Consider the following 25152-nt stretch of genomic DNA (forward strand, 5'->3'; position numbering starts at 1 on the left):
CAGGCGCGACAGCAACCCCGCTGCCGCGACAACCGAGCACCTCAAGGAGTACGGCCATGGCCGTCGTCACGATGCGGGAGCTGCTGGAAAGCGGCGTCCACTTCGGTCACCAGACCCGTCGCTGGAACCCGAAGATGAAGCGCTTCATCTTCACCGAGCGCAACGGCATCTACATCATCGACCTGCTCCAGTCGCTGTCGTACATCGACCGCGCCTACGAGTTCGTCAAGGAGACCGTCGCGCACGGCGGCTCCATCATGTTCGTGGGTACGAAGAAGCAGGCCCAGGAGGCCATCGCCGAGCAGGCGACGCGCGTCGGCATGCCGTACGTCAACCAGCGCTGGCTGGGTGGCATGCTCACCAACTTCTCCACCGTCTACAAGCGCCTCCAGCGCCTGAAGGAGCTGGAGCTCATCGACTTCGAGGACGTGGCCGCCTCCGGCCTCACCAAGAAGGAGCTCCTGGTCCTCTCGCGCGAGAAGGCCAAGCTGGAGAAGACCCTCGGTGGTATCCGCGAGATGCAGAAGGTGCCGAGCGCCGTCTGGGTCGTCGATACCAAGAAGGAGCACATCGCCGTCGGTGAGGCGCGCAAGCTCCACATCCCGGTCGTCGCGATCCTCGACACCAACTGCGACCCCGACGAGGTCGACTACAAGATTCCGGGCAACGACGACGCGATCCGCTCCGTCACCCTGCTCACCCGCGTGATCGCCGACGCCGTCGCCGAGGGCCTCATCGCCCGCTCCGGCGCCGCGACCGGCGACTCGAAGCCGGGCGAGAAGGCCGCCGGCGAGCCGCTCGCCGAGTGGGAGCGTGACCTGCTCGAGGGCGACAAGAAGGCCGACGCCGAGGTGCAGTCCTCCGTCGAGACCGAGAAGGACGCCGCCGCCGACGCCAAGCCCGAGGCCGTCGCCGCCGAGCAGGCCGAGACCGAGGCCCCGGCCGCGGACGCCGAGCAGGGCTGACACCCGTCACGGCTGAAGACGGCGGGGGAAGGCGCCCCGTGACCTGTCCCCGGACAGGCCGCGGCGCCGCCCCCGCCGTCCACCCGTAGATCTTTCAGACTTCGAGAAAGAACACAGACTCATGGCGAACTACACCGCCGCTGACGTCAAGAAGCTCCGTGAGCTCACCGGCGCCGGCATGATGGACTGCAAGAAGGCGCTCGACGAGGCCGACGGCAACGTCGACGCCGCCGTCGAGGCGCTGCGCATCAAGGGCCAGAAGGGCGTCGCCAAGCGCGAGGGCCGTTCCGCCGAGAACGGCGCGGTCGTCTCCCTCGTCTCCGACGACAAGACCTCCGGCGTTCTGGTCGAGCTCAAGTGCGAGACCGACTTCGTCGCCAAGGGCGACAAGTTCCAGGCCGTCGCCAACGCCCTGGCCGCGCACGTCGCCGCGTCCTCCCCGGCCGACCTGGAGGCGCTGCTCGCCTCCGAGATCGAGCCCGGCAAGACCGTCCAGGCGTACGTGGACGAGGCCAACGCCAACCTCGGCGAGAAGATCGTCCTGGACCGCTTCGCGCAGTTCCAGGGCACCTTCGTCTCCGTCTACATGCACCGCACCATGCCCGACCTGCCGCCGCAGATCGGTGTCATGGTCGAGCTGGACAAGGCCGACGCCGACCTGGCCAAGGGCCTCGCCCAGCACATCGCCGCCTTCGCGCCGAAGTACCTCTCCCGCGAGGACGTCCCGGCCGAGGTCGTCGAGGCCGAGCGCCGCGTCGCCGAGGAGACCACCCGCGCCGAGGGCAAGCCCGAGGCCGCCCTCCCGAAGATCGTCGAGGGTCGGGTCAACGGCTTCTTCAAGGAGGCCACCCTCCTGGGCCAGCCGTACGCGCTGGACAACAAGAAGTCGGTCCAGAAGGTCCTGGACGAGGCCGGTGTCACCCTGAAGCGCTTCACGCGCATCAAGGTCGGCATCTGAGTCCGTCCGCGAAAAACGGCGGACCCGGTAGGGTCTGGTGCAGTCGACGGCCGCACACCGCCGTACGACCGCAGATCTGACGAGGAGGCCATTGCCGCTGAGGGACACCAGACCCACCGGCAATGGCCTTCTTCGTATGTGCACGAGGAGAATCCCCATGAACAAGGGCGCGGACGCCGCCAAAGACGACGACAAGCGCGAGGACGGCAAGGTGCCCGGACGCTTCATGCTGAAGCTGTCCGGCGAGGCGTTCGCCGGAGGCGGGGGACTCGGTGTCGACCCCGACGTCGTGCACGCCATCGCCCGGGAGATCGCGGCGGTCGTCCGGGACGGCGCGCAGATCGCGATCGTCATCGGCGGCGGCAACTTCTTCCGCGGCGCCGAGCTCCAGCAGCGGGGCATGGACCGGGCGCGCTCCGACTACATGGGCATGCTCGGCACCGTGATGAACTGCCTCGCCCTCCAGGACTTCCTGGAGAAGGAGGGCATCGACTCCCGCGTCCAGACCGCCATCACCATGGGCCAGGTCGCGGAGCCGTACATCCCGCTGCGCGCCGTACGGCACCTGGAGAAGGGCCGTGTCGTCATCTTCGGCGCGGGCATGGGCATGCCCTACTTCTCCACCGACACCACCGCCGCCCAGCGTGCCCTGGAGATCGACGCCGAGGCGCTGCTCATGGGCAAGAACGGCGTGGACGGGGTCTACGACTCCGACCCGAAGACCAACCCCGCCGCCGTGAAGTTCGACGCGCTGGAGTACAGCGAGGTGCTCGCCCGCGACCTCAAGGTCGCCGACGCCACCGCCATCACGCTCTGCCGTGACAACGAGCTGCCGATCCTCGTCTTCGAGCTCACCGCCACCGGCAATATCGCCCGCGCCGTCAAGGGTGAGAAGATCGGGACGCTCGTGAGCGACCAGGACACCCGCGCCTGACGAGGGGCGCTTCCACCGGTGAGGCCCGGTGGAGCCGGGGCACCGGACCGCCCCGGAAACTGGACAACGGCCTGCCGGTCGGACACCGTGCAGGTGAGGACGCGACGCAGGACCCGCCGGGCCCGCCGGGCCCGTTCACAACACGCAGGAGCACGTGGTGATCGAAGAAACCCTCCTCGAGGCCGAGGAGAAGATGGAGAAGGCCGTCGTCGTCGCGAAAGAGGACTTCGCCGCGATCCGCACCGGCCGTGCGCACCCGGCGATGTTCAACAAGATCGTCGCCGACTACTACGGCGCGCCGACCCCGATCAACCAGCTGGCCTCGTTCTCGGTGCCCGAGCCCCGTATGGCCGTCGTGACGCCGTTCGACAAGAGCGCGCTGCGCAACATCGAGCAGGCCATCCGCGACTCGGACCTCGGGGTCAACCCGAGCAACGACGGCAACATCATCCGGGTCAACTTCCCCGAGCTGACCGAGGAGCGCCGCCGCGACTTCATCAAGGTCGCGAAGACCAAGGCCGAGGACTCCAAGATCTCGATCCGCGCCGTCCGCCGCAAGGCCAAGGAAGCGCTCGACAAGCTGGTCAAGGACAAGGAGTCCGGCGAGGACGAGGTGCGCCGCGCCGAGAAGGAGCTCGACGACACCACCGCGAAGTACGTCGCGCAGGTGGACGAGCTGCTGAAGCACAAGGAAGCCGAGCTGCTCGAAGTCTGATGAACGACTCTTCCCGGAGCGCTCCGCAGGGCGCCGGCCACCGGGTCGCGCCCCAGATGCAGGGAGCTGCGGCGGGTCCTGCCTACGATGTGGGGGACGCCCAGCAGACTCGGCCCATGCCCATCGTGCCGGACGTTCCCGACGCAGGTAGAGACGCAGAAGACCGTGATCATCGGAACCAGGGGGCCGGACGCCTGAGCGGCGGCCCCCTGTTCCGCGACCAGAAGCCGCAGGAGCCCATGCCCACCGCGCCGCCGCCCCCGCAGAAGAAGCGCGCGGGCCGTGATCTGGGAGCCGCCATAGGGGTCGGCCTGGGACTCGGCGCGCTGGTCGTCGTCTCGCTCTTCGTCGTCAAGGCGGTCTTCGTCGGCGTCATCGTGCTCGCCGTCGTCGTCGGGCTGTGGGAGCTGACCTCCCGGCTCCAGGAGCGCAAGGGGATCAAGGCGCCCCTGGTGCCGCTCGCGCTCGGCGGCGCCGCGATGGTCGTCGCCGGATACGCGCGCGGCGCCGAGGGCGCCTGGGTCGCCATGGCCCTGACCGCCCTCGCGGTGCTCGTGTGGCGGATGGCCCAGCCGCCCGAGGACTACCTCCGGGACGTCACCGCGGGCATCTTCGCCGCGTTCTACGTGCCCTTCCTGGCCACGTTCGTCGCGCTGCTCCTGACCGCCGACGACGGGCCGCAGCGGGTGCTGACCTTCCTGCTGCTGACCGTGGTCAGCGACACGGGGGCGTACGCGGTCGGCTGGCGGTTCGGCAAGCACAAGCTGGCCCCCCGCATCAGCCCCGGAAAGACCCGCGAGGGCCTGTTCGGCGCGGTGGCCTTCGCCATGGTCGCCGGCGCGCTGTGCATGCAGTTCCTGGTCGACGACGGCTCCTGGTGGCAGGGGCTGCTCCTGGGCCTCGCGGTGGCGGCCAGCGCCACCCTGGGCGACCTGGGCGAGTCCATGATCAAGCGGGACCTCGGCATCAAGGACATGGGCACCCTGCTGCCCGGCCACGGCGGGATCATGGACCGGCTTGACTCGCTGCTGCCGACCGCCCCGGTGGTCTGGCTGCTGATGGTCCTCTTCGTCGGCTCCGGCTGACCGCCTCCGGCCTGCGGTTTTCCGCACGAGGGCCCGTCGTCCACAGGGCGGCGGGCCCTCGCCGTTCCGTCTGCGACACTGGAAGAACCATGCCTAAGCCCGGAGAACTCACTTTCGTCGCGCCCCGCGGAGCCAAGAAGCCGCCGCGGCACCTCGCCGACCTCACGCCCGCCGAGCGCAGGGAGGCCGTCGCCGCGATCGGCGAGAAGCCGTTCCGCGCCCAGCAGCTCTCGCAGCACTACTTCGCGCGGTACGCGCACGACCCGGCCGAGTGGACCAACATCCCGGCCGGGTCGCGGGACAAGCTCGCCGAGGCGATGTTCCCCGACCTGATGTCCGTCGTCCGGCACATCAGCTGCGACGACGACACCACCCGCAAGACGCTGTGGAAGCTGCACGACGGGACGCTGGTCGAGTCCGTCCTGATGCGCTACCCGGAGCGGGTCACCATGTGCATCTCCTCGCAGGCCGGCTGCGGGATGAACTGCCCGTTCTGCGCGACCGGGCAGGCCGGGCTCGACCGCAACCTGTCCACCGCCGAGATCGTCCACCAGATCGTGGACGGCATGCGGGCCCTGCGCGACGGCGAGGTTCCCGGCGGGCCCGCCCGGCTCTCCAACATCGTGTTCATGGGCATGGGCGAGCCGCTGGCCAACTACAACCGCGTCGTCGGCGCGATCCGCCGGCTGACCGACCCCGAGCCGGACGGCCTGGGCCTCTCGCAGCGCGGGATCACCGTCTCCACCGTCGGACTGGTCCCCGCGATGCTGCGGTTCGCCGACGAGGGCTTCAAGTGCCGCCTCGCCGTCTCGCTGCACGCCCCCGACGACGAGCTGCGCGACACCCTCGTACCGGTGAACACCCGGTGGAAGGTGCGCGAGGTCCTGGACGCCGCCTGGGAGTACGCGGAGAAGTCCGGCCGCCGCATCTCCATCGAGTACGCGCTGATCCGCGACATCAACGACCAGGCGTGGCGCGGCGACCTGCTGGGCCGGCTCCTCAAGGGCAAGCGGGTCCACGTCAACCTCATCCCGCTGAACCCCACCCCCGGCTCCAAGTGGACCGCGTCCCGCCCCGAGGACGAGCGGGCGTTCGTCGACGCCATCGCGCGCCACGGCGTGCCGGTCACCGTCCGGGACACCAGGGGCCAGGAGATCGACGGCGCCTGCGGCCAGCTGGCGGCCTCCGAGCGCTGACGCCCGGGGCCGGTCGGCCGAAAACGGCCGTGTAGCCTGGGGCCGGAATCAACTGCATATTCCGACAGGGGAGCGCCACAGCGCTGAGAGTGCGGCACCGAGGACAGGTCGGCCGCAGACCCTCTGAACCTCGCCCGGGTCATTCCGGGTAGGAAGTTCGGACCATACTCAAGCTGTTGCGCCCTGCCCGCTTCCGGTTCCGGCCGGTCGCGGGCGGGGCCGCGTCTCTTCCTGGTCAACTCCAGGAGGAATGATCCATGAGCACCACCCGGAAGGCCGCCGCCGCGGCCGTCGCCGCCGCGCTCGGTGTCACCGCGCTGGCCGGCTGCGGCAGCTCCGACGACACGTCCGCCGATTCGACCGAGGGCTCCGGCTCCAAGACCGTCACCCTGGTCAGCCACGACTCCTTCAACGCCTCCAAGGACGTCCTGAAGGAGTTCACGCGCGAGACCGGCTACACCGTCAAGGTCCTCAAGAGCGGTGACGCGGGCGCCGCCCTGAACCAGGAGATCCTGACCAAGGGCTCCCCGCGCGGCGACGTGTTCTTCGGCGTCGACAACACCCTGCTCTCGCGGGCCCTCGACAACGACCTGTTCACGCCGTACGAGGCCAAGGGACTGGACCGGATTCCGGCCGGCATCCAGCTGGACGCGGGCAAGCACCGGGTCACCCCGGTCGACACCGGCGACATCTGCGTCAACTACGACAAGAAGTACTTCGCCGACAAGAAGCTCGCCCCGCCGAAGACCTTCGCCGACCTGGCGAAGCCGGCGTACAAGGACCTGCTCGTCACCGAGAACGCCGCGACCTCCTCGCCCGGCCTCGGCTTCCTCCTCGGCACCGTCGCCACCTTCGGCGAGGACGGCTACCAGGACTACTGGAAGAAGCTCAAGGCCAACGGCGTCAAGGTCGTGGACGGCTGGGAGCAGGCGTACAACGAGGAGTTCTCCGGTTCGGCGGGCGGCAAGAAGGCCAACGCCGACCGGCCGCTCGTCGTCAGCTACGCCTCCAGCCCGCCCGTCGAGGTGCTGTACGCCGACCCCCGGCCCAAGACCGCGCCGACCGGCGTCGCCACCGGCACCTGCTTCCGCCAGATCGAGTTCGCCGGTCTGCTGGACGGCGCGAAGAACGAGGCCGGCGGCAAGGCCCTGCTGGACTTCCTGATCGGCAAGAAGTTCCAGGAGGACATGCCGCTCACCATGTTCGTCAGCCCGGTCGCCGACGACGCGAAGGTCCCTGAGCTGTTCACGAAGTTCGGCGCCACCGCGGACGACCCGGCGAGCGTCGCCCCCGAGACCATCGCGAAGAACCGTGAGCAGTGGGTCCAGGCATGGTCCTCGCTCGTAGTGAAGTAGCGAAGAACCCCGTACGCGGACCGGGCGCGCGCGGGAGGTCCGCGCGCGCCCGGTCCCGGCGCGGGAGCGCGGTGCGGCTCGGCCTGATGGCCGTGCCCGTCGCGTTCTTCGCCGTGTTCTTCGCCTACCCGGTCGCCGCGATCGTCGGCCGGGGGCTCAAGGCGGACGGCGTCTGGCAGTTCGGCCGGTTCGGCGAGGTGCTGGCCCGGCCGGAGATCCGCGACGTCCTCTGGTTCACCCTCTGGCAGGCACTCGCCTCGACCGCGCTCACCCTGCTCGTCGCGCTGCCCGGCGCCTATGTCTTCGCCCGGTTCGACTTCCCCGGCAAGCAGGTGCTGCGCGCCGTCGTCACGGTGCCGTTCGTGCTGCCGACCGTCGTCGTGGGCACCGCCTTCCTGGCGCTGCTCGGACGCGGCGGGCTGCTCGACGAGCTGTGGGGCGTACGCCTGGACACCACCGTGTGGGCGATCCTGCTGGCCCACGTCTTCTTCAACTACGCGGTCGTGATCCGCACCGTCGGCGGACTCTGGGCGCAGCTCGACCCGCGCCAGGAGGAGGCCGCCCGGGTGCTGGGCGCGGGCCGGTTCACCGCCTGGCGGCGCGTCACGCTGCCCGCCCTCGCCCCGGCCGTGGCCGCCGCCGCGCTGATGGTCTTCCTCTTCACCTTCACCTCCTTCGGGGTCGTGCAGATCCTCGGTGGGCCCGGCTTCTCCACGCTGGAGGTGGAGATCTACCGGCAGACCGCGCAGTTGCTCGCCCTGCCCACGGCCGCCGTGCTCACCCTCACCCAGTTCGCCGCGGTCGGCACGATCCTCGCCCTGCACGCCTGGACCGTGCGCCGCAGGGAGCGCGCGCTGAAGCTGGTGGACCCGGCGCACACGGCGCGCAGACCGCGTGGCGCGGGGCAGTGGACGCTGCTGGCCGGGGTGCTGCTCAGCGTGGCGCTGCTGATCCTGCTGCCGCTCGCCGTGCTGGTGCGGCGCTCGTTCGGCGGCACCGGCCTCGCCTACTACCGCGCGCTCACCTCGGCGGAGGCCAACAGCGGTACGTTCCTGGTCGCGCCCATCGAGGCCATCGGGAACTCGCTGCGCTACGCCCTGGTCGCGACCCTGATCGCTCTCGTCGTCGGGGGCCTCGCCGCCGCCGCGCTCACCCGCCGGGCCGGCCGGCTCGTCCGGGGCTTCGACGCGCTGCTGATGCTGCCGCTCGGGGTCTCCGCCGTGACGGTCGGCTTCGGCTTCCTGATCACCCTGGACAAGCCGCCGCTGGACCTGCGGACCTCCTGGATTCTGGTGCCGCTCGCCCAGGCCCTCGTCGGCGTGCCGTTCGTGGTACGGACCATGCTGCCGGTCCTGAGAGCGGTGGACGCCCGGCTGCGCGAGGCGGCGGCGGTGCTAGGCGCCTCGCCGCTGCGGGCCTGGCGCGAGGTGGACTTCCCGCTGGTACGGCGGGCGCTGCTGGTCGCCGCCGGGTTCGCGTTCGCCGTGTCGCTGGGGGAGTTCGGCGCGACCGTGTTCATCGCCCGGCCCGACAACCCGACGCTGCCGGTGGCCGTGGCCCGGCTCCTCGGCCGTTCCGGCGAGCTGAACTACGGCCAGGCGATGGCCCTCAGTACCGTCCTGATGCTCGTGTGCGCGGTGTCGCTGCTGCTCCTCGAACGCATCCGCACCGACCGATCCGGGGAGTTCTGACACGATGCTGACGCTCGAATCGGCCACCGTCCGCTTCGGCGACCGGGCCGCGCTCGACGGCGTGGACCTGGAGGTCGCCGACCACGAGACCGTGTGCGTGCTCGGCCCCAGCGGCAGCGGCAAGTCCACCCTGCTGCGCCTGGTCGCCGGCCTCCAGGAGGCGGACGGCGGCCGGGTGCTGCTCGACGGCGCCGACCAGTCCGGCATCCCCGTGCACCGCCGCGGCCTGGGCCTGATGTTCCAGGACCACCAGCTCTTCCCGCACCGGGACGTCGGCGCCAACGTCGCCTTCGGGCTGCGGATGCACGGGGTCGGCCGGGCCGAACAGGAGCGCCGGGTCGCCGAACTCCTGGACCTCGTGGGCCTCCCCGGCGCCGCCCGCCGGGCCGTCGGCGCGCTCTCCGGCGGCGAGCAGCAGCGCGTCGCCCTCGCCCGCGCCCTCGCCCCCCGGCCCCGGCTGCTGATGCTCGACGAGCCCCTGGGCCAGCTCGACCGCAGCCTGCGCGAACGGCTCGTCGTCGAACTGCGCGACCTCTTCGGCCGGCTCGGCACCACCGTGCTCGCCGTCACCCACGACCAGGGCGAGGCGTTCGCGCTGGCCGACCGGGTGGTCGTGATGCGGGACGGCCGGGTCGCCCAGGCGGGCACCCCGCTGGAGGTGTGGCAGCACCCCGCGTCCGCCTTCGTGGCGCGGTTCCTGGGCTTCGACAACGTGATCGGCGCGACCGTCGAGGGGGAGTCGGCGGACACGGAGTGGGGCGAGGTGCCGGTGCCCGCCGGATCACCGCAGGGCGCGTGCGATCTGCTGGTGCGGCCGGCCGGGGTCCGGATCGGCGGGCCGGAGAAGGGGCTGCGCTGCGTCGTGGAGGCGCGCACCTTCCGGGGCAGCCATGTGGCGGTGGCCCTGCGCCCGGAGCGCGGTCCGCTGCTGGACGCGGAGTGCTCGCTGCGCGGGACGCCCCGCGTGGGGGAGCGGGTCGGGGTCACCTTCGAGGCATCGGAGAGCGTGGTCCTGCCGGCCTAGTAGTGCTTCGTTAGGTTCTTCGTCTGGTTCTGTTGCGGGACAGGGGGCGGCCGCAGGTGTTGCACATGCCGGTCCAGCACTGCAGCAGGTCCTGGAGGGCGTCGAGGACCTGGTAGAGGGTCAGGCCGGCGTGTGGACTTTTGGGTGGAGCCGTCGCAGGGTGAGGAAGGCCTGGGCGGCGGTGACGAGGGTGACGTGGTGGTGCCAGCCGCGCCAGGTGCGGCCTTCGAAGTGGTCGAGGCCCAGGCCGTGCTTGAGTTCGCGGTAGTCGTGTTCGATGCGCCAGCGCATCTTCGCCCACTTGACGAGTTCCTCGGCCGGGGTGGTGGCGGGCAGGTTCGAGATCCAGTAGCCCGTCGGCGCGTCCTGCCCGTCAGGCCACTCGACCAGGAGGGTCCGGCCGGGCAGGACACCGTCCCACCGGTTACGGCCGCCGCCCGCGTTCTGGGCCGCGGCCAGGGACTGCTTGCCCGCGGGCCGGACGGTCAGGACGGTAAACCGCGAGGTCATCGCGTCTTTGCTGCCCTGCCGCCAGGTGACCTCGGCGAACCGCTCCGCACCGGTTTCCGCCGCCAGGACACCAACGGCTCGGGGCGGGGTGCGGTAGCGGGGCAGGGTCGGCGGCCCGAGCCCGCTATAGACGGGCCGGTGCGGCTCGGCTCCTTCGGCATGGGCGACTTCCTTGCCGGTCAACGCCAGGACATAGGACAGCCCGCGTTCTTCCAGGCCGATCCGGAACGGGGTGCTGACTCCGTAGCCCGCGTCGGCGACCAGCACCGGCGCCTCCAGCTTCCAGTCGGCGAGCGTGTCCAGCAGGCCGAGAGCCAGGCGCCACTTCTCCCGATGAACAACGGCTTCGTCCGGCACCCCGGCCCGGCGGCAGCGGGCGGGCTCGTCCGTCCACTCCCGCGGCAGATACAGCTGCCATTCCAGCGGGCACGAGGCGGTGTCGGTGGCGGCATGGACACTGACCGCGACCTGGCAGTTCGCCCGTTTCCCCAGCGCTCCGCAGTACTGCCGGGCCACCCCGGCCGAAGCGGTGCCGCACTTGGGGAACGACACGTCGTCGATCACCCACACCTCCGGGCGGATCGCCGCGCTCAGCCGCTCGGCGATCCGCCGCCGCACCGGCGACGGATCCCAAGGCGACTGGTTCACGAACTGCTGCAGGGCCTGCATGTTCCCGTCCGGCAGCCGTTCGGCCATCGGCTGGATCGACTTGCGCCGGCCGTCCAGCATCAAACCGCGCAGATAACACCCGCCCCATCGCCGCTGATCCCGCCGCGGCAACGACCCGAACACATCGGCAACGAACTCCGACAACTCGCCCCGGAGCCGTTCCACCTCCCCCAGCCTCATAACGAGAAGATGCCCACCACCAGGAAAGATCACCCGACCTAACGAAGCACTACTAGGGGCTGTCCGGCGGATCTTCGCGGGCCCGCGACGCCTGGCACGCACTCTCGCCGCGCTGACGGGCGCCGCGGTCCGGCCGGGCGGCGGGCCCGACCGGTCCGGGGAGCGCGCACCGCGGGGTTCAGGGGGTCAGCGGCAGCGCGGCCAGCTCCGCGATCGCCCAGGTGAGCGGCGCGAAGACGAGCAACAGCGCCAGCGCGCGCAACGCGGTCGCCGCGCGCAGCGCCGAGGCCGGTGCCCCGAGCCGCAGCAGCGCCCTGGCCGTCTCGGCGCGGGCCTGCCGGGCCTCCAGGGCCGAGGTCAGCAGGGTCGCCGTGGTGCAGCCGATGACGAGCACGGCCCCGAGCGCGGTGAGCGGGCCGAACGGGCGCGGCCCCGTCCCGTACAGCGCGAACGCGGCGATCACCGCGGAGAGGACCGCGCAGACGATGCCGAGCGGGCGGCCGATGCGCCGCGCCTCGTCCATCAGGACCCGGCCGGCCAGCAGCCGCACCGCGCCGGGGCGCGCCGCCTGGAGCAGCCGGCCGCACAGATGGGTCAGGCCGGGGCCCGCCATGGCCAGGCCGATCGCCGTGAGCGTCCAGCCGGCGAGCACCCAGGCCGGGGTGGCGTCGAGCTTGCCGGGCAGCGGGAAGGGACTGCCGCCCGTGCCCCGGCTCGCGTACGCCTCGACGGCGAGCCCGGCGGCCGTGAGGGCCACGCCCCAGGGGAGCCCGGCCGGCGGGGCGGCGGGGGCGGCGGCTTCGGCGCCGGGCACCGGGTCACCGGCGTCGTCCGTCTCGCGCGCCGCCCGTACGGGCCGGTTGCGCAGCGCCAGCGCGCTGGCCGTCGCGGCGGCCACCGGCACCAGGGCCAGCAGGAGGAGCACGGCGGCGGCCGGAAGCCGGGCGTCCGCGCCGAGCAGGTCGGCGGCGGCACCGTCGAACGGCAGCCCGGACAGGTCGCCGCGCAGATGGAGGAAGAACAGCAGCGCCACCACGGAGCCGAGGGTGCACGAGACGGCGGTGGAGACGGCGGCGAGCACGCTCAGCCGCACCGGGCCCAGGCCCACGGCGGACAGCCCGGTACGCGGCCGGGTGCTCGGGTCCGTACGGGCCACCGCGACGGCGAACTGCACGGTGGCGGCCAGCGGGACGAAGCACCAGAGCAGCCGGAGCACCGAGCCGGCCGAGCGCGGATGCCCGGCGGCGTATCCGAGGGCGCACAGGAGGAGGAAGCCGACCCCGGCGGAGGCGGCCGCGACCAGCAGCCGCCGCATCAGGACCAGTGGATGGGAACCGCGGGCTAGACGGAGAGCGAGCACGCCGCGCGCCCCTCCGGGTCGGATTCGGCGGGGAGCGCGACCGTGGAGACGCGGCGCCCGTCGAGCATCGGCACCACACGGTCGGCGAGTGCGGCGATCTCCGCGTCGTGCGTGGCGAGGACGACCGTGATGCCGTGCGAGCGGGCGGCGCTGGTCAGGGTCCGCAGGACGTGGGAGCGGTCGGTGCGGTGCAGCGTCGCGGTGGGCTCGTCGGCGAAGATCACCGAGGGGCCGGCGGCCAGCGCGCGGGCCACGGAGATCCGCTGCCGCTGGCTCTGCTGGAGGGTGTGCGGGCGCTTCTTGGCGCACATGCCGATGTCCAGGCGCTCCAGCCACTCCATGGCGGTCTGCCTGGCCTCGCGGTGCGAGGCGCCGCGCAGCAGCAGGGGGAGCGCGGTGTTCTCCCAGGTGTTCAGCTCCGGGACGAGCTGGGGTTCGGGGGCGATCCAGCCGAACTTGTCGCGGCGCAGCCGCTCGCGCAGCCGCGGGCCCATGGTGTGCACGGGGACGCTGTTGAACCAGACCTCGCCCCGCTCGGGCACCAGCTGGCCGGAGAGGCAGTGCAGCAGCGTCGTCTTGCCGCTGCCGCGCGGGCCGGTCACCGCGAGGATCTCGCCTTCGGGGATGCCCAGGGAGACCCCGGCGAGCGCGGGGGAGCCGTTGTGGGAGTGCTGCAGGGAACGCGCCCAGATCACATCGTTGTCCGGCGGGGCCACCATGGCGTACACCTCGGTTCAGATCAGATTCCCGTCCCCCGTACGGGGGAACGAAGAGGGGGCCGATCGGTCACTCGGCACCGTAGGGATTCGGATCGCGGTGAGCGGACAGCACGCGGCCCCGGTCCGCCCCTCCCACTCGATCGGCCGCATCCGAACTGCGCCGGTCGTATGAGATGACCGGCGGGGTCGCGCGGCGGAACGGTCAAGAGCAGGTCAAGGCGGAATCGGTCGTTCAACCGCTCGAACGATCGCTCCGCTGTTCATATGTGACCTCGCCCCTCGCGGAACGCGGGCTCCCGACTACGCTGGTCGTCTCACCCATTGGACTCACATCAGGAGGGGTGGCCGTGACCGCCGAGGTACGCCGTCTGCGCAACTACATCAACGGGGAGTTCCGGGACGCCGCCGACGGGCGGACGATCGACGTCGTCAACCCGGTGACCGAGGAGGTCTACGCGACCTCGCCGCTCTCCGGCCCCGCCGACGTCGACGCCGCGATGGCCGCCGCCGCGGCCGCGTTCCCCGCCTGGCGCGACACCACACCGGCCGAGCGCCAGCGCGCCCTGCTCAAGATCGCCGACGCCTTCGAGGAACGGGCCGAGGACCTCATCGCCGCCGAGTCCGAGAACACCGGCAAGCCGATCGCGCTGACCCGCACCGAAGAGATCCCGCCGATGGTGGACCAGATCCGCTTCTTCGCGGGCGCCGCCCGGCTCCTGGAGGGGCGTTCGGCCGGTGAGTACATGGAGGGGCTGACCTCCATCGTGCGCCGTGAGCCGGTCGGCGTCTGCGCGCAGGTCGCGCCGTGGAACTACCCGATGATGATGGCCGTCTGGAAGTTCGCCCCGGCGCTCGCCGCGGGCAACACCGTCGTCATCAAGCCGTCCGACACCACTCCGGCGTCCACCGTGCTGATCGCCGAGATCATCGGGCAGATCCTGCCCAAGGGCGTCTTCAACGTCATCTGCGGCGACCGCGACACCGGCCGCGCGATGGTCGAGCACCGCACCCCGGCGATGGCCTCCATCACCGGTTCGGTACGGGCCGGCATGCAGGTCGCCGAATCGGCCGCCAAGGACGTCAAGCGGGTCCACCTGGAGCTGGGCGGCAAGGCGCCCGTCGTCGTCTTCGAGGACACCGACCTCGCCAAGGCCGTCGAGGACATCGCGGTCGCCGGCTACTTCAACGCCGGCCAGGACTGCACCGCGGCCACCCGCGTCCTGGTCCACGAGTCGATCCACGACGAGTTCGTCGCCGCGCTCGCCAAGGCCGCCGCCGAGACCAGGACCGGCAGCCCGGACGACGAGGACGTGCTCTACGGCCCGCTCAACAACGCCAACCAGCTGGCCCAGGTCAGCGGCTTCATCGAGCGCCTTCCCGCCCACGCGCGGGTCGAGGCCGGCGGCCACCGGGTCGGCGACAAGGGCTACTTCTACGCCCCGACCGTCGTCTCCGGCCTCAAGCAGGACGACGAGATCATCCAGCACGAGGTCTTCGGACCCGTCATCACCGTCCAGTCGTTCCGCGACGAGGCCCAGGCCGTGGAATGGGCCAACGGCGTCGAGTACGCCCTCGCCTCCTCGGTGTGGACCAAGGACCACGCCCGCGCCATGCGGATGTCGAAGAACCTCGACTTCGGCTGCGTCTGGATCAACACCCACATCCCGCTGGTCGCCGAGATGCCGCACGGCGGTTTCAAGAAGTCCGGTTACGGCAAGGACCTGTCGGCCTACGGCTTCGAGGACTACACGCGCATCAAGCACGTGATGACGTCCATCGAGGGCTGAGCGCCACCCGCCCCAACGGCCCTGTGCGAACCGGCCTGTTCGCACGGGGCCGTGGCGTGTCCGGACCCGGCGGGGGCGCCGTGAAGAGGCGGTGAACACGGGCGTACGCTGCGGATATGAGCGAGCGAATCGCCTTGCGACGGCGTATACGCGTGTGGCTGGTCGTCTTCATCGTCTGTCTGGTTCTGAGCGGGCTGACCGCCTTCCCGCTCGTCCACGAACTGCGGTGGACCGAGGATCTCCTCACCTCCTCGGCCTCTCCCGTCCCCGAGCACTTCCCCGGCCTGCTGGAGTGGATCACCCGCGTCCGCACCGGCCTCGACGAGGCCGACGCCCGGTATCCCTTCGTGCTGTACGGCACCGACTGGCTGGCCTTCGCCCACCTGGTCATCGCGGTCGCCTTCTACGGGCCCTTCCGCGACCCCGTCCGCAACATCTGGGTGATCGAGTTCGGCATGATCGCCTGCGCCGGAATCATCCCGCTCGCGCTGATCTGCGGCCCGATCCGCGACATCCCCTTCTGGTGGACCGTCATCGACATGTCGTTCGGCGTCTTCGGCGTGATCCCGCTGCTGATCGTGCGCCGCAAGATCAAGCGCCTCGAAGCCCTGGAAACCGCCGACCGGGAGCCGGCGCCGGAGCCCGCGGCCGCCTGACCGGCCGTCAACCCGTCACGGACGGCCGGGGTCACCGGCCTCCATGACGGTCGATCAAGGTGCGGAGCACATCGATCCGGTTGGTGGTGACGGAGTCCACACCGTGCCGGATCAGCCGGCGCATCGTCCGGCCGGTGTCCGCGGTCCAGGCCGCCACCAGCAGCCCGTCCCGGTGATTGCGCTCCGTCAGCTCCCGGCTGACCAGCCCGAACCGGTAGTTCAGCCAGCGCGGCCGGACCGCGTCGAGCAGCGTCGTACGCGGCGGCGCGAGCGTCGTCCACGTCATCGCGATCTCGGCCGACGGGTCCGCCTCCCGCACCCGCAGCATCGCCTCGGGACCGGCGCAGTAGTAGACCCGCTCACCCGCCCCGCACTCCCGCACCACGCCCACGATCCGCCGCACCGAATCCCGCGTGGCGCCCGGCAGATCGACCATCACGCGGTGCGACCCGGCGGCGAGCAGGGCCTCCCGCAGCGTCGGCACCCCGCCCCCCGTCAGCTCGGTCAGCTCCCGGTGGCCGATCCGGTCGAGGCGCACGTCCCGGTCCCACAGCCGCTCCAGCGTCGCGTCGTGCAGCAGCACCGGCACCCCGTCACGGGTGACCCGGACGTCGATCTCCACCGCGTCCGCCCCCCGTTCGAGCGCCGAGCGGATCGAGGGCAGGGTGTTCTCACGGGCACGGTACGGATCGCCGCGATGGGCGACGGCGGTGACAGACGTGGGCATGGACCCATTGTCCCCGCCGATCACCACCCGGCCGCTACCGCCCGGCGCCCGCCGGCCAGCCGGCGGTGTACGTGTCGATCTCGGCGGCCAGCGCGCGCTTGCCGGCCGCGTCCAGGAAGGACGCCTCCACGGCGTTCTTCGCCAGCGCCGCCAGGCCCCGCTCGTCGAGCTCCAGGATGCGGGCGGCCACGGCGTACTCGTTGTTGAGGTCGGTGCCGAACATGGGCGGGTCGTCGCTGTTGATCGTGACCAGCACCCCGGCCCGGACCATCTCCCGGACCGGGTGCCGCTCGATGTCCTTCACCGCCCGCGTCGCGATGTTGGACGTGGGGCAGACCTCCAGGGCGATGCGCCGCTCGGCCAGGTGCTCCAGCAGCTTCGGGTCGGCCACCGCGCTGGTGCCGTGGCCGATGCGCTCGGCGCGCAGCGCGGTGAGCGCGTCCCAGATGGTCTGCGGGCCCGTCGTCTCCCCGGCGTGCGGCACCGAGTGCAGGCCCTCGGCGATCGCCCGGTCGAAGTACGGCTTGAACTGCGGGCGGTCCACCCCGATCTCGGGCCCGCCCAGCCCGAACGAGACCAGCCCCTCGGGCCGCAGGTCCACGGCGAGCCTGGCGGTCTCCTCGGCGGACCGCAGCCCCGCCTCGCCCGGAATGTCGAAGCACCAGCGCAGCACGACGCCGAGTTCCCGCTCGGCGGCCTTGCGGGCGTCCTCGATGGCCTCCATGAAGCCCTGCTCCGGAATGCCGCGCCGGGTCGAGGAGAACGGGGTGACAGTCAGCTCCGCGTACCGGATGTTCTGCCGGGCCATGTCACGGGCGACCTCGTACGTCAGCAGCCGGACGTCCTCCGGGGTGCGGATCAGGTCCACGACCGAGAGGTAGACGTCGATGAAGTGGGCGAAGTCGGTGAACGTGAAGTAGTCGGCCAGCGCCTCCGGGTCCGTGGGCACCTTGGAGTCGGGGTGGTGCGCGGCCAGCTCGGCGACGATGCGGGGCGAGGCCGAGCCGACGTGGTGGACATGGAGCTCGGCCTTGGGCAGCCCCGCGATGAAGGGGTGCAGGTCGGTCATCGGGGCCTCCGGTGGACGTGGAGAGATACGGGCTCCGGCCCGCGGGACGGCCGGGACGGGGGACGGGAGCCATCGTAGGACGGGCCCGGTCGTAGCATGACCGCATCACGATGGGGGAGGCCCATGTCAGACAACGCAGAGCAGCCGGTGGACGGGGCCACGCCGATAGACCCGTGGGCGCCGCCGGAGCGACGGACGCCACACGCAGGCGCGGTACCCCTGACCAAGACCCCGACCCCTGCGGACCAGCCGCCCGGGGCGGCCAACGGTCCCGTCCCGCCGGGCGACGGCTCCGGCGCACCCGCCGACGCCGGCCCACCGGCCGATTCCGGCCACCCCGGCGGCCCCCCGCCCGGCGTGCACGACCAGCAGACGGTCGCCGCCATGCCCGGCATCGGCACCGGACCGACCCCGCCCGCCGGCTTCGCACCGCCGCAGCCCGGACCCGCCGACTGGTCCGCACCCGGCACCGTGCCCGCGCCGCCGGTCGGGCCGAACGGGCCCGGACAGGCCGTCCCGCCGGCCGGGCCGCACGGCTATCCGGGCGCCACCGCCCCGATGGACGGCGGGCCCTTCGCCGCGCCGCCGTACGGCTACCCCGGCGCCCCGGGCCCGCAGGGTCCGCCCCCGTACCCGCAGTACGGCCACCCGGCCGGGCAGCCCCCGCAGTACGGCTACCCCGGCTACCCCGGTCACGGGAACCCCTGGGGAACGCAGGGAACACAGCCCGCGAACGGGCTCGGCATCGCCTCGCTGGTGCTCGGCATCATCGCGACGGTCGGCTTCTGCATGTACGGGCTCGGCATCGTCCTCGGCATTCTCGCCCTGATCTTCGGCATCATCGGCCGCGGCCGGGCCCGGCGGGGCGAGGCCGACAACGGCGGGGTGGCGCTGGCCGGAATCATTCTGGGATCGGTCGGCATCGTCGTCGGCGCGGCGTTCATCGGCTTCTTCATCTGGGCCGTGAACCAGGACTTCGACGAGGGCGAGGAGGAGTACTACGAGCAGGCGCCCGTCTCCCTCGTCGTCCAAACGCCCCAGCACGGCCCCGGAGACCACCTCTTCGGGCGCGGCTGAGCGACCGGCCGGGGCGGCGGGGACCTTCCCGCCGCCCCGGTCACCGGTTCATATCGCGGAGCCGTCCGCCGCGCCCCACAGCTCCGCGCGCGCCGCCATCAGCGCGAACCCCAGCAGATTCAGCCCCCGCCAGGCCGCCGGGTCCTGCGCACGCGGGTCGTCCGCCGCGAGCCCGATGCCCCAGATCCGGTCCATCGGACTCGCCTCCACCAGCACCCGGTCCCCGGTGCCCCGCAGGAACGCGCCCAGCTCCGCGTTCTGCCGGAACTTGTGCACACTCCCCGCCGTGACCAGGGCGAACCGCTCACGCTGCCAGACGGCGTCGTCGAAGTCCCGGACGAGCCGGCCCGCCTTCTTCGCCTGCGCCGGGCTCTTCGCCGCGACGGCCAGCTCCTCCGCCTCCGCGTCACCGAACAGCCGCGCCTTGCCGGCCATCATCCAGTGCTCAGCGGAGGCGTAGCCGACGCCGTCCACCGTGAACGGCGAGGGCCACCACTGGCTCAGACAGCTCGCGCCGATGGAGCCGTCCGGGCGCGGACGGTGGCCCCAGAAGTGCAGATACTTCACTCGCCCGCCGCGCGCCGTCAGCGCGGTGAGCTGCTCGACATCGCGTACTTCCCCCAGCTGATCCATGCCGTCGAGTCTGTCATCCACCACTGACATTGATGCTGATACTCAGGTCCCGGTGGTCGTGGCTCGACCACTGACTGACGCCCTGCTGGGCTGTCTTCGTGTTGTTCTGTCCGGCTGCCGGGACCCGTTCTCATGGCTCCGGCCGGGCGGAACATGACCTGATAGGAGCTTGGTCAGAAGCCCCCTCAATGTCCTGTCTGCGCCACCCGGCCGGCGCCTACCTTCGGCTGGAAGGCAGCATCAGCATGACATCAGCGGTCGCGGACGACACCACGGACAAGGTCGTGTTCGGCGGGGTCGATTCCCACGCCGACACCGTTCACGTCGCGGTCATCAGCGACAACGGCGGTCACCTCGCGGACGCCGAGTTCGCCACCACCGCCGCCGGATACGCCGCGGCCCTGGCCTTCCTCGGCGCCCACGGCCACGTGAACGCGATCGGAGTGGAAGGCACCGCCTCCTACGGGGCCGGCTTCACCCGCGCCGCCCGCTCGGCGGGCCTTGACGTCGTCGAGGTCAACCGGCCCGACCGGGCAGAACGCCGCCGCATCGGCAAGTCCGACCCCATCGACGCCTACGCCGCCGCCCGCGCCGCCCTGTCCGGACGGGCCTCCAGCGCGCCGAAGGACGACACCGTCACCGGCATACGCGCCCTGCACAACGCCGCCCGCTCAGCCGTCAAGGCACGCACCGCCGCTCTCAACCAGATCACCCACATCCTCGTCACCGCACCCGAAAGCATCCGCGCCAGGTTCGGGCAGCTCAAGGGCGCCGACCGGACCGACGCCCTGGCCCGGCTGCGACCGGCCGGGGACGCGGTCCACGTCGCGGTCCTCACCGCGCTGAAGAGCCTCGCCCGACGCGTCAAGGAACTCACCGCCGAACACCATGCCCTGACCCGGGCCCTCGACAGTGAGGTCACCGCCCACAACCCCGGGCTGCGGGCCGCCTACGGCGTCGGCCCCGACACCGCCGCCCAGCTGCTGGTCACAGCCGGAGGCAATCCCGAACGCCTGCGGACCGAAGCGTCCTTCGCCGCCCTCTGCGGAGCCGCACCCGTCCCCGCCTCCAGCGGCCGCACGAACCGGCACCGCCTCTCACGAGGCGGCGACCGGGCAGCCAACGCCGCCCTCTACCGCATCGCCCTGGTCCGCATGTCCAGTGACCCCCGCACCCGCGACTACGTGGCACGACAGACGGCCGCCGGCCGGACCAAGAAAGAGATCATCCGGCTCCTGAAACGGGCCATCGTCCGGGAGATGTTCCGCTGCCTGACCACCACGGTCACCGTCCCAGGCATCGCCGACCTGCGGCCTCTTCGGCAGTCGAAGAACATCACCCTCACCGCAGCGGCCCGCCACTTCGGAGTCTGGCCCGCCACGATCTCCACCCTCGAACGCGGAATCCGCCGAGACGACGACCTCGCCAACACCTACCGCGACTGGCTCACCGCCGCTTGACAGCCAATAGGAGCATCAACGGGCCCCGCCGCGCCCGCCTTTCGAGCGGCCCTCACTGCCAGAGGTCTTGACAACAGGATTGGTCTGGACCATGTTGTGCGCGCCGCATCAAATTCCTCTCCGCGTCAATTCCCCCCTGTACGGAGGCCGTTGTGGAACGCACGGGACCCCCCGCCCGCATGACCGGACTCGTGGCCGCCTTCTCGGCGGCCCTGCTCGCCGCCGGCTGTCTCGCCGCCGCGGCACCCACGGCCGCCGCGGCCGACGCCGAACTCGCCCGTAACGGCACCTTCGAGGCCGGCCTCACCGGCTGGAACTGCACCAGCGGCAGCGGAGCGGCCGTCAGCACCCCCGTACACGGCGGGACATCGGCGCTGAAGGCGACCCCGGCCGGCAGCGACAACGCCAAGTGTTCCCAGTCCGTGAAGGTCAAGCCCGGCTCCACGTACAGCCTGAGCGCCTGGGTGCAGGGCAGCTACGTCTACCTCGGCGCCGACGGCACCGGCACGAGCGACGTCCGCACCTGGACGCAGTCCGCGTCCGGCTGGCAGAAGCTCAGCACCACCTTCACCACCGGCCCCTCCACCGACACGGTCACCATCTACACCCACGGCTGGTACGGCACCCCCGCCTACTACGTGGACGACCTCTCCCTGATCGGCCCCGGCGGCGACCCGGTCGTGATCCCCGACGCCCCCACCGGCCTCAAGACCGGCTCGGTGACCTCCTCCTCGGTCGCCCTGTCCTGGACCGGCTCCTCCACGGCCACCGGGTACAACGTCTACCGGGGCGACACCAAGGTCCAGAGCGTCACCGGAACCTCGGCGACCGTGACTGGTCTCGAAGCCTCGACCGCGTACAGCTTCCGCGTCAGCGCCGTCAACGAGGCGGGCGAGTCCGTGAAGTCGGCCGCCGTCACGGCCACCACGAGCGAGGGCGGCGGGGGCGACGGCGGCACCGGCGGCCAGCTGCCCGCCCACGCGCTCGTCGGCTACCTGCACGCCAGCTTCGCCAACGGCTCCGGCTACACCCGCATGGCGGACGTGCCCGACTCCTGGGACGTCATCGACCTCGCCTTCGGCGAGCCGACCTCCGTCACCTCGGGCGACATCCGCTTCAAGCTCTGCCCGGTCACCGAGTGCCCGAACGTGGAGACCGAAGCGGAGTTCAAGGCGGCCATCAAGGCCAAGCAGGCCGCGGGCAAGAAGGTCCTGATCTCCATCGGCGGCCAGAACGGCCAGGTGCAGCTCAACACCACCGCCGCCCGCGACATGTTCGTCTCCTCGGTGAGCAAGATCATCGACGAGTACGGGCTCGACGGCCTGGACATCGACTTCGAGGGCCACTCGCTGTCGCTGAACACCGGGGACACCGACTTCCGGAACCCGACCACGCCCGTCATCGTCAACCTGATCTCCGCGGTGAAGACCCTCAAGGCCAAGTACGGCGAGGACTTCGTCCTCACCATGGCCCCGGAGACCTTCTTCGTCCAGCTCGGCTACCAGTACTACGGCTCGGGCAAGTGGGGCGGCCAGGACCCGCGGGCCGGCGCCTACCTGCCGGTGATCCACGCGCTGCGCGACGACCTCACCCTGCTGCACGTCCAGGACTACAACTCGGGCTCCATCATGGGCCTGGACAACCAGTACCACTCGATGGGCGGCGCCGACTTCCACATCGCGATGACGGACATGCTGATGGCCGGCTTCCCGGTCGCCGGTGACCAGACCAAGATCTTCCCCGGTCTGCGCCCCGACCAGATCGCGATCGGCCTGCCGGCCTCCACCCAGGCGGGCAACGGCCACACCTCGCCCGCCGAGGTCACCAAGGCGCTCAACTGCCTCACCAAGAAGACCGACTGCGGCTCCTACCAGACCCACGGCACCTGGTCCGGCCTGCGCGGCCTGATGACCTGGTCCATCAACTGGGACCGCTTCAACAACTGGGAGTTCTCGAAGAACTTCGACTCCTACTTCGGCTGATCCGGCCGAAGGCGCCGGGCAGCGGGAGCAGGAGTCCGCACAGGAACCAGCTGCCCAGCACATCCAGCGGCCAGTGATAGCCGCGGAGCACCAGACCGATGCCCGTCATCGCCGTCAGCAGGACGGCGATGACGGGCATCATCCACGTCGGCCGCCCCCGCCCGGCCAGCAGCAGCGCCGAGGCCCCGTACGCCACCGCGGCCGTCGCCGCGTGCCCGGACGGGTAGTAGCCCGTGGCCTCCGTCAGCGGTCCCGGCCGGGCGACCGCGGCCTTGAGCGGAACGACCAGCAGCGGCACCAGCGCCATCGCGAGGGCCGCGCCCAGCGGCTCCCACCGCCGCCCGCGCAGCAGCGCCCAGCCGAGCGCACAGCCCAGTACCGGAAGGGCGACCTGCATATTGCCGAGATCGGCGAGGAATTCGGTCAGCGATCGCGGGCCGCGACCGGTCAGCGCCCGCCCGGCCCGCTCGTCCAGCGCCCGCAGCGGGCCGTCCGACGCGACCTGCCAGGTGGTCAGCGCGAAGAGGGCCGCCAGGCCCGACACCCAAGAGAAGAGGAAAACCGTCCGCCCCGGAACCGGGGGGGTTGTTCCGGAGCGGACGAGTGGACCGGTGTGCCGCGCGTTCCGGGGGGTGTGGGACGAGCGGCCGCCCGATCGGTGAGGAGTTCCGGAGCGCGAGGCTCCAGCGGTGTGCGCGAAGGCACGTCCGGGACGGTGCCGGGAGGGCTCCGGCCCGGATTCGCCCGCAGTGCCCTGCGAGCGGGGTGTTTCTCTCATCTGCGAAAACCGTACGTCAGGCGGCGGGGGACCGATAGCGGGTACGGTAACCCGCCATCGCCCCCGCACCTTTTCTTCACAGGCCCCCGCGCGCCCCGGATCAGATCCCGGTGAAAGCGCCCTCCAGGACGTCCAGACCCTCGTTGAGCAGGTCCTCGCCGATCACCAGCGGCGGCAGGAAGCGCAGCACATTGCCGTACGTACCGCAGGTCAGGACGAGGACGCCCTCGGCGTGGCACGCCTTGGCGAGCCGGGCCGCCGCCTCCGGGTGCGGGTCCTTGCCGCCCGGCTTCACCAGCTCGATCGCGATCATCGCGCCCCGGCCCCGGATGTCACCGATCAGCCCGCCGTTCGGCAGCTTCTCCCGCATCCCTTCGAGGCGGCCCTTCATGACCTCCTCGATGCGCTTCGCCTTCTTGTTCAGGTCCAGCTCGCGCATCGTCTCGATGGCCCCGAGCGCGCCCGCGCAGGCGACCGGGTTGCCGCCGTACGTGCCGCCGAGCCCACCCGCGTGCGCCGCGTCCATGATCTCCGCGCGACCGGTCACGGCGGACAGCGGAAGGCCGCCCGCGATGCCCTTGGCCGTCGTGATCAGGTCCGGCACGATGCCCTCGTCCTCACAGGCGAACCACTGGCCGGTACGGCAGAAGCCCGACTGGATCTCGTCCGCGACGAACACGATGCCGTTGTCCTTCGCGAACCGCGCGATCGCCGGCAGGAAGCCCTTGGCCGGCTCGATGAAGCCGCCCTCGCCGAGCACCGGCTCGATGATGATCGCGGCCACGTTCTCCGCGCCGATCTGCTTGGCGATCTGGTCGATCGCCTGCGCGGACGCCTCCGCTCCGGCGTTCCCGGCCCCGGTCGGCCAGCGGTAGCCGTACGCCACCGGCACCCGGTAGACCTCCGGCGCGAACGGGCCGAAGCCGTGCTTGTACGGCATGTTCTTGGCGGTCAGTGCCATCGTGAGGTTCGTCCGGCCGTGGTAGCCGTGGTCGAAGACGACGACCGCGCTCCGCTTCGTGTACGCGCGGGCGATCTTCACCGCGTTCTCCACGGCCTCCGCGCCCGAGTTGAACAGCGCCGACTTCTTCGCGTGGCCGCCCGGCGTCAGCTCCGCGAGCCGCTCGCAGACCTCCACGTACCCCTCGTACGGGGTGACCATGAAGCAGGTGTGGGTGAAGTCCGCGAGCTGCGCGGAGGCCCGGCGCACCACGGCCTCGGCGGAGGCGCCGACGGACGTCACGGCGATCCCGGAACCGAAGTCGATCAGACGGTTGCCGTCCACGTCCTCGATGATCCCGCCGCCCGCCCGCGCGGTGAACACCGGCAGGGTGGAACCCACGCCCGCGGCGACCGCCGCGAGCCGGCGGTCCTGCAACTCGACCGACTTCGGACCGGGAATGGCGGTGACGAGTCGGCGCTCCTGCGGGATTTCGGTCATGCGGGGCTCCTGTGGGGGTGTTCGGGACGCTTCTCGCTCTGCAGGCTAGGCGGGGGACACGGCGTCGGGCATGCTCCGATCGGTAGTGGTGGCGTACGTGTCGTTGTCCGCGACGGACAGAAGGCCGCGCACGGCCCGGCACCGCTCCCCGGACGGTCACTATCCGGGCGCGTTGCTGAAC

General features: G+C 71.4%; 22 protein-coding genes. 14 read left to right on the plus strand and 8 right to left on the minus strand.

Annotated elements, in window-relative coordinates; all coding sequences use genetic code 11:
• Window positions 1–56 precede the first annotated feature (56 nt).
• From rpsB to DNK56_RS27565, 9 genes are all read left to right on the plus strand, one after another.
• Window positions 57–965: a 30S ribosomal protein S2 gene (rpsB, locus tag DNK56_RS27525; RefSeq protein WP_111338479.1), complete on the plus strand. Its 909-nt coding sequence runs from the start codon at window positions 57–59 to the stop codon at window positions 963–965.
• 121 nt (window positions 966–1086) lie between these two features.
• Window positions 1087–1923, plus strand: a complete 837-nt coding sequence (gene tsf / locus DNK56_RS27530; protein WP_111338480.1) for a translation elongation factor Ts — start codon at window positions 1087–1089, stop codon at window positions 1921–1923.
• 157 nt (window positions 1924–2080) lie between these two features.
• The gene (gene pyrH, locus DNK56_RS27535) at window positions 2081–2857 is read left to right on the plus strand and encodes a UMP kinase (RefSeq protein WP_111338481.1); all 777 of its coding nucleotides are present in this window, start codon (window positions 2081–2083) and stop codon (window positions 2855–2857) included.
• Window positions 2858–3014: 157 nt separating this feature from the next.
• Window positions 3015–3572, plus strand: coding sequence for a ribosome recycling factor (frr, locus tag DNK56_RS27540; RefSeq protein WP_111338482.1), 558 nt, complete (start codon window positions 3015–3017; stop codon window positions 3570–3572).
• Complete coding sequence (locus tag DNK56_RS27545) at window positions 3572–4657, plus strand: phosphatidate cytidylyltransferase (protein ID WP_111338483.1); 1086 nt, start codon at window positions 3572–3574, stop codon at window positions 4655–4657. Before frr ends, DNK56_RS27545 begins: the two co-directional genes overlap by 1 nt.
• 89 nt (window positions 4658–4746) lie before the next feature.
• A complete protein-coding gene (gene rlmN / locus DNK56_RS27550) occupies window positions 4747–5853 on the plus strand; it encodes a 23S rRNA (adenine(2503)-C(2))-methyltransferase RlmN (protein WP_111338484.1) in 1107 nt (368 codons plus the stop codon).
• 257 nt (window positions 5854–6110) lie between these two features.
• The gene (locus DNK56_RS27555; RefSeq protein ID WP_111338485.1) at window positions 6111–7208 is read left to right on the plus strand and encodes a thiamine ABC transporter substrate-binding protein; all 1098 of its coding nucleotides are present in this window, start codon (window positions 6111–6113) and stop codon (window positions 7206–7208) included.
• 86 nt (window positions 7209–7294) lie between these two features.
• The gene (locus tag DNK56_RS27560; protein ID WP_111339640.1) at window positions 7295–8899 is read left to right on the plus strand and encodes an ABC transporter permease; all 1605 of its coding nucleotides are present in this window, start codon (window positions 7295–7297) and stop codon (window positions 8897–8899) included.
• 4 nt (window positions 8900–8903) lie between these two features.
• Window positions 8904–9923 (plus strand): ABC transporter ATP-binding protein, encoded by a 1020-nt coding sequence (locus tag DNK56_RS27565; RefSeq protein WP_111338486.1) that lies wholly within the window; start codon window positions 8904–8906, stop codon window positions 9921–9923.
• 120 nt (window positions 9924–10043) lie between these two features.
• Here the strand turns inward: DNK56_RS27565 and DNK56_RS27570 are convergent, their stop codons facing one another.
• From DNK56_RS27570 to DNK56_RS27580, 3 genes are all read right to left on the minus strand, one after another.
• A complete protein-coding gene (locus DNK56_RS27570) occupies window positions 10044–11282 on the minus strand; it encodes an IS701 family transposase (RefSeq protein ID WP_111338487.1) in 1239 nt (412 codons plus the stop codon).
• Window positions 11283–11460: 178 nt separating this feature from the next.
• On the minus strand, window positions 11461–12642 hold the full coding sequence (locus DNK56_RS27575; protein WP_199563606.1) for a hypothetical protein: 1182 nt from the start codon (window positions 12640–12642) through the stop codon (window positions 11461–11463).
• Window positions 12624–13361, minus strand: a complete 738-nt coding sequence (locus DNK56_RS27580; protein ID WP_111338489.1) for an ABC transporter ATP-binding protein — start codon at window positions 13359–13361, stop codon at window positions 12624–12626. Before DNK56_RS27580 ends, DNK56_RS27575 begins: the two co-directional genes overlap by 19 nt.
• 347 nt (window positions 13362–13708) lie before the next feature.
• Between DNK56_RS27580 and DNK56_RS27585 the strand changes: the two genes are divergently transcribed.
• Entirely contained in the window at window positions 13709–15148 is a 1440-nt protein-coding gene (locus tag DNK56_RS27585; RefSeq protein WP_111339641.1) for a gamma-aminobutyraldehyde dehydrogenase, read from the plus strand.
• Window positions 15149–15264: 116 nt separating this feature from the next.
• Complete coding sequence (locus DNK56_RS27590; RefSeq protein ID WP_199563605.1) at window positions 15265–15804, plus strand: hypothetical protein; 540 nt, start codon at window positions 15265–15267, stop codon at window positions 15802–15804.
• Window positions 15805–15835: 31 nt separating this feature from the next.
• On the opposite strand, the gene DNK56_RS27595 is transcribed toward DNK56_RS27590, so the two are convergent.
• Together DNK56_RS27595 and DNK56_RS27600 are read right to left on the minus strand one after the other, a co-directional pair.
• Window positions 15836–16531, minus strand: coding sequence for a glycerophosphodiester phosphodiesterase (locus DNK56_RS27595; protein ID WP_111338491.1), 696 nt, complete (start codon window positions 16529–16531; stop codon window positions 15836–15838).
• 34 nt (window positions 16532–16565) lie between these two features.
• The gene (locus DNK56_RS27600) at window positions 16566–17600 is read right to left on the minus strand and encodes an adenosine deaminase (protein ID WP_111338492.1); all 1035 of its coding nucleotides are present in this window, start codon (window positions 17598–17600) and stop codon (window positions 16566–16568) included.
• Between the two features lie 123 nt (window positions 17601–17723).
• Here DNK56_RS27600 and DNK56_RS27605 point away from each other — a divergent pair, with 123 nt between their 5' ends.
• Window positions 17724–18677, plus strand: coding sequence for a DUF4190 domain-containing protein (locus DNK56_RS27605; protein ID WP_111338493.1), 954 nt, complete (start codon window positions 17724–17726; stop codon window positions 18675–18677).
• A 48-nt stretch (window positions 18678–18725) separates the two neighbouring features.
• Here DNK56_RS27605 and DNK56_RS27610 read toward each other — a convergent pair whose 3' ends face one another.
• Window positions 18726–19310, minus strand: coding sequence for an NADAR family protein (locus tag DNK56_RS27610; RefSeq protein ID WP_111338494.1), 585 nt, complete (start codon window positions 19308–19310; stop codon window positions 18726–18728).
• A gap of 245 nt (window positions 19311–19555) precedes the next feature.
• Here DNK56_RS27610 and DNK56_RS27615 point away from each other — a divergent pair, with 245 nt between their 5' ends.
• Window positions 19556–20770, plus strand: a complete 1215-nt coding sequence (locus tag DNK56_RS27615; protein ID WP_111339642.1) for an IS110 family transposase — start codon at window positions 19556–19558, stop codon at window positions 20768–20770.
• Window positions 20771–20922: 152 nt separating this feature from the next.
• Window positions 20923–22752, plus strand: a complete 1830-nt coding sequence (locus tag DNK56_RS27620) for a chitinase (RefSeq protein WP_111338495.1) — start codon at window positions 20923–20925, stop codon at window positions 22750–22752.
• Here DNK56_RS27620 and DNK56_RS27625 read toward each other — a convergent pair.
• Both DNK56_RS27625 and gabT read right to left on the minus strand, forming a co-directional pair.
• A complete protein-coding gene (locus DNK56_RS27625) occupies window positions 22706–23530 on the minus strand; it encodes a phosphatase PAP2 family protein (RefSeq protein ID WP_241990105.1) in 825 nt (274 codons plus the stop codon). The genes DNK56_RS27620 and DNK56_RS27625 overlap by 47 nt on opposite strands.
• A 100-nt stretch (window positions 23531–23630) precedes the next feature.
• Window positions 23631–24971 (minus strand): 4-aminobutyrate--2-oxoglutarate transaminase, encoded by a 1341-nt coding sequence (gabT, locus tag DNK56_RS27630; RefSeq protein ID WP_111338497.1) that lies wholly within the window; start codon window positions 24969–24971, stop codon window positions 23631–23633.
• Window positions 24972–25152: the final 181 nt, after the last annotated feature.

The sequence above is a fragment of the Streptomyces sp. AC1-42W genome (genome assembly GCF_003248355.1).
Lineage (GTDB): Bacteria > Actinomycetota > Actinomycetes > Streptomycetales > Streptomycetaceae > Streptomyces.

Excerpts from the sequence above, each read along its gene's own strand:
- rpsB (WP_111338479.1), top strand. The coding sequence starts at position 57 with ATGGCCGTCGTCACGATGCGGGAGCTGCTGGAAAGCGGCGTCCACTTC.
- tsf (WP_111338480.1), top strand. The coding sequence starts at position 1,087 with ATGGCGAACTACACCGCCGCTGACGTCAAGAAGCTCCGTGAGCTCACC.
- pyrH (WP_111338481.1), top strand. The coding sequence starts at position 2,081 with ATGAACAAGGGCGCGGACGCCGCCAAAGACGACGACAAGCGCGAGGAC.
- DNK56_RS27545 (WP_111338483.1), top strand. The coding sequence starts at position 3,572 with ATGAACGACTCTTCCCGGAGCGCTCCGCAGGGCGCCGGCCACCGGGTC.
- rlmN (WP_111338484.1), top strand. The coding sequence starts at position 4,747 with ATGCCTAAGCCCGGAGAACTCACTTTCGTCGCGCCCCGCGGAGCCAAG.
- DNK56_RS27555 (WP_111338485.1), top strand. The coding sequence starts at position 6,111 with ATGAGCACCACCCGGAAGGCCGCCGCCGCGGCCGTCGCCGCCGCGCTC.
- DNK56_RS27560 (WP_111339640.1), top strand. The coding sequence starts at position 7,295 with ATGGCCGTGCCCGTCGCGTTCTTCGCCGTGTTCTTCGCCTACCCGGTC.
- DNK56_RS27565 (WP_111338486.1), top strand. The coding sequence starts at position 8,904 with ATGCTGACGCTCGAATCGGCCACCGTCCGCTTCGGCGACCGGGCCGCG.
- DNK56_RS27570 (WP_111338487.1), bottom strand. The coding sequence starts at position 11,282 with ATGAGGCTGGGGGAGGTGGAACGGCTCCGGGGCGAGTTGTCGGAGTTC.
- DNK56_RS27580 (WP_111338489.1), bottom strand. The coding sequence starts at position 13,361 with ATGGTGGCCCCGCCGGACAACGATGTGATCTGGGCGCGTTCCCTGCAG.
- DNK56_RS27590 (WP_199563605.1), top strand. The coding sequence starts at position 15,265 with ATGAGCGAGCGAATCGCCTTGCGACGGCGTATACGCGTGTGGCTGGTC.
- DNK56_RS27595 (WP_111338491.1), bottom strand. The coding sequence starts at position 16,531 with ATGCCCACGTCTGTCACCGCCGTCGCCCATCGCGGCGATCCGTACCGT.
- DNK56_RS27600 (WP_111338492.1), bottom strand. The coding sequence starts at position 17,600 with ATGACCGACCTGCACCCCTTCATCGCGGGGCTGCCCAAGGCCGAGCTC.
- DNK56_RS27605 (WP_111338493.1), top strand. The coding sequence starts at position 17,724 with ATGTCAGACAACGCAGAGCAGCCGGTGGACGGGGCCACGCCGATAGAC.
- DNK56_RS27610 (WP_111338494.1), bottom strand. The coding sequence starts at position 19,310 with ATGGATCAGCTGGGGGAAGTACGCGATGTCGAGCAGCTCACCGCGCTG.
- DNK56_RS27615 (WP_111339642.1), top strand. The coding sequence starts at position 19,556 with ATGACATCAGCGGTCGCGGACGACACCACGGACAAGGTCGTGTTCGGC.
- DNK56_RS27625 (WP_241990105.1), bottom strand. The coding sequence starts at position 23,530 with ATGAGAGAAACACCCCGCTCGCAGGGCACTGCGGGCGAATCCGGGCCG.
- gabT (WP_111338497.1), bottom strand. The coding sequence starts at position 24,971 with ATGACCGAAATCCCGCAGGAGCGCCGACTCGTCACCGCCATTCCCGGT.